Genomic DNA, 3,368 nt, shown 5'->3' with positions numbered 1-3,368 from the left:
CGCGGTCAGGCCGGCGAGCAGGAGCAGCAGCACCGCCGGCAGGCCGGCGGCCAACTCGGCCGTGAACGACCCACGCTCCCGTGGCAGCCGGGACGGACGTCGCCACGTCCACCGCGTCGACCGGACGCGCCGACCCGGCTGCGGCTGTCGCTCCGGCGTACGCCGGTCGCGCACGGCCTGCCGGCGGTCGGTCACTTCAGCGCCCGGTCGATGACGGCGGTCAGCGCGGACTGGACGTTCCCCGAGGTCAACACCTTGAGGAGGATGCCGGCGAACGCGACGGCGGCGAGGGTGCCGACGGCGTACTCGGCGGTGTTCATCCCTGCGTCGCCGCGCAGGCGGGTGAGGATCTTGCGCATGTTCGTTCTTCCCTTCTCGACGGTAGCCGCCCAGCCGGTCGGCTGGCGGCGCTCAGAGCACGTCGCCGAGGACGGCGACGATCACCGGCACCAGGCCGGCGAGAATGAAGGCGGGTAGGAAGCAGAGCCCCAGCGGCAGCACGATCAGCACACCGGCTCGGCGGGCGGCGGCCTCAGCGGCGGTCGAGCGGTCGGCGCGCAGGTCGTCGGCGAGGCGGGTCAACGCACCGGCGAGGGCGGCACCGCTGTTCGACGAGCGCAGCGCGGCACCGGCCAACCGCTCGGCCCCCGGCACCGGGAGGAGATGCGACCACGCCTCCTGGGGGCCGCCACCGAGCAGCAGGGTCCGGCCGACCCGGCCGAGACGGTCGGCGAGCGGCCCACCGAGCGCGTCGGCCACCGCCAGCACGGAACGGTCCACCGACGCCCCGGCCCGCATCGCGGCGGCGAGGAGGTCCGCGGCGAGGGGCAGGTCGGCGGCCTCCCGCAGCCGCCGTTCCCGGGCGGCGGGAGGCTCGATCCGGCGCAGCCCTCGGTCCGCCGCGACGGCCGCGACGACCCCGCCGAGGAGGCCCGACCAGCCACCCAGCACCACCAGGACCGCCAGGCCGAACAGTCCTGATCCGAGGCGAATCGAATCAGGCCACCACGCCGGTCGTGCCCGCCCGACCGACCCGTCCCGCCCGCCCAACCCGCGCAGCCGTCGGACGGCATCCGTCCGCGTACCGATGGACAGGGCAAGCACCGCCGCGGCGACGAGGCAACCGGCGGCCACCGTCTGGCGGGTCATGAGCGGCTCCCGCCGGGTGCCGCACCGAGGCGTTCCGTCCAGAGCAGGCCAACGAACTGGAGGACCACGGCCGCCACGGCACAACCGCCACCGACTGGGGTGTGCAGCAGCACCGCGACCGGGTCGACGCCCACCCCGTACCCGAGCCCGATGCCGCCGAGCGGCAGAGCGGCGAGCAGCCAGGCGGTGGCCCGCGCTCCGGCCGCCTGCGCCGCCGCAGCGGCCAGCCCTCGGTCGGCGGCCCGCGCGTCGGCCTCGATTCGTTCCAGCAGTTCGGCCAGGGGAGCTCCTGTCCGGTCGGCGAGCCGGACCGCAGCCCGAGCCAACTGGCGGAGCCGATCCGGCGCGTCGGAAGCGCCGGCCGCAAGGCCGACGGGCTGCCGGCCGATGCCCCGCGCGGACCTGGGCGGGTCTTCGCCAGGCAGGCCCGGCGCGGTGCTGGCCACATCCGGGCCGGCGCTCGCCCCGGACCGGCCGATGTCCAGGGCGGACCCGGGCGCTGGCAGGGGTGCTGTCGAGCGGGCGGTGATGGTGGCGATCGGGACGGGGTCCGGAACGCCCGGCGGCGCGGCGGACGACAACGCGGCCAGCGACAGCGGGAACGGAGGCGCGGGCGACGACGGCGGCGCGACTGGGGGCGAGGTCAGAGTCGCGGCGGCGGTCAGCACCGGCACGCCGGCCCGCAGGTCCGCGGCGAGGGCGCAGAGTTGGTCCAGCCCGTGCCGACGGGCGAGTTCCGCCTGCCGGGCAAGCCGTCTCCGGACCAGCCCCCGCACGAGCAGCGCGCCATACGCGCCGGCCACCACGGCGGCCACCGGCCCGGCCAGCAGGCCGCCCGATCCCCCGCCGGCCACGCCCGCGACGAGTACGGCCCGCCGGGGCGAGGCCGACAGCCATCCGGACAGCCGCGACCGGGTGCCGGCGGCACCGGGCACGGATCGCGCCGACGACCCGTGCTTCCGTTCTCCCTGGTCGGCGCGAGCCGGGACCGGCTGGTGCGTGGCTGTCGGCGGGCGGTCAGCCCAACCGGCGGGCCGGCGCGGGTCACGGCGGCCAGGCGGACCCGGCCGCCGGCCAGGCCCGGATGGGCCGGTCGAGCCGGGCCATTCGGGCGGTCTGGGGGCGGGGCCACGGCAGCGGCTGGCCCGCCCCGCCGAACCCGGCGGGTGGGCAGCGCTCGTGGCGTCCGTGGCACCTGCCTGCCGCTCCGCCGGGCCCGACGCGGGGCCCGGGTGTGCCCGGTCGGGAGGCGGCAAAGCCCGCTCGCCGGCGCTCAGGTCGCTGGGTCGGCCCGGCGAACGGGGCGGTAGCGCCGTGAGCACGGAACGCCGCCGAGACCGGCTGTTGCGCAGCGGCCACCCCACGGCCGTCGCAGCGGCGACCAGGCACACGGCCACCAGCCAGCCCGTCGTGGTCACTCGGCGTCCCCGTGCCGGGGAGCCGCCCCATACGCCTCGGTCGCGCCGTCCGACCCGCGACGTTCCCGGTCCGGCCACCCCGCGCACAGGACCGGCGGGACCGGTACGTCCCGCTCCCGTAGCAACGCGCCGAGGGCGCGCGCGGCGGGACCGGGACCATGGCCGCGCACCCAGACCGGGACGACCGTGACCAGGCGATCCGGGCCGTCCGGAAGCAGTAGGCAGACCGACTCCAGCACCCGGCCCCGCGCGCCCCGGCGGACCTGGAGCAGCACCTGGAGCGCGGCGGCGACCTGGGCGTGCAGCGCGGCCCGGGGCAACCCGCCCAGCATGCCGAGCGCCTCCAGCCGAGCCGGTACGTCCGAGGGCGCGTTGGCGTGCAGCGTCCCCGCCCCGCCGTCGTGGCCGGTGTTCAGGGCGGCGAGCAAATCGACGACCTCCCCGCCCCGGCACTCCCCCACCACGAGCCGGTCCGGGCGCATCCGGAGGGCCTGCCGAACCAGGTCGTTGAGGCCGACCGCACCGGAGCCCTCCACGTTGGAGGTGCGGGCCTGCAACCCGACCACGTGCGGGTGCACGGGGCGCAGCTCGGCGGCGTCCTCGACCAGCACGATCCGCTCGGTTGCCGGAACCAGCCCGAGCAGGGTGTTGAGCAGGGTCGTCTTGCCGGAACCGGTGCCGCCCACGACCAGGTACGCGAGCCGGGCGGCCACCACTGCGGCCAGTACCGGGGCGATCGGCCGGGGCACGGTGCCCTGCCGCACCAGGTCGTCGAGGGTGAACGGGCGCTGCCGGAAGGTG

4 protein-coding genes and 1 pseudogene are annotated in these 3,368 nt (G+C 77.4%); all 5 read right to left on the bottom strand.

The features are described 5' to 3' along the window. Positions 1 to 195: pseudogene (locus MCAG_RS34915) on the bottom strand (hypothetical protein); the annotation flags it as partial. After that, the gene (locus tag MCAG_RS30975) at positions 192 to 359 is read right to left on the bottom strand and encodes a DUF4244 domain-containing protein (protein WP_007074167.1); all 168 of its coding nucleotides are present in this window, start codon (positions 357 to 359) and stop codon (positions 192 to 194) included. The gene MCAG_RS30975 and the pseudogene MCAG_RS34915, both read right to left, overlap by 4 nt. Positions 360 to 411: 52 nt before the next feature. After that, a complete protein-coding gene (locus MCAG_RS16725) occupies positions 412 to 1,149 on the bottom strand; it encodes a type II secretion system F family protein (protein WP_007074166.1) in 738 nt (245 codons plus the stop codon). Continuing rightward, positions 1,146 to 2,084: a hypothetical protein gene (locus tag MCAG_RS36280; RefSeq protein ID WP_007074165.1), complete on the bottom strand. Its 939-nt coding sequence runs from the start codon at positions 2,082 to 2,084 to the stop codon at positions 1,146 to 1,148. The genes MCAG_RS16725 and MCAG_RS36280 overlap by 4 nt, the downstream gene beginning before the upstream one ends. Positions 2,085 to 2,563: 479 nt before the next feature. Beyond that, positions 2,564 to 3,368: ATPase, T2SS/T4P/T4SS family (locus tag MCAG_RS30970; RefSeq protein ID WP_157548531.1), on the bottom strand; the 805-nt coding region annotated here is incomplete at its 5' end.

Source organism: Micromonospora sp. ATCC 39149, assembly GCF_000158815.1.
GTDB lineage: Bacteria > Actinomycetota > Actinomycetes > Mycobacteriales > Micromonosporaceae > Micromonospora.
This window is presented reverse-complemented; position numbering and strand designations above follow the sequence as displayed.

Bases quoted from the DNA above. Each gene is read 5' to 3' on its own strand.
- MCAG_RS30975 (WP_007074167.1), bottom strand. From the start codon at position 359: ATGCGCAAGATCCTCACCCGCCTGCGCGGCGACGCAGGGATGAACACC.
- MCAG_RS16725 (WP_007074166.1), bottom strand. From the start codon at position 1,149: ATGACCCGCCAGACGGTGGCCGCCGGTTGCCTCGTCGCCGCGGCGGTG.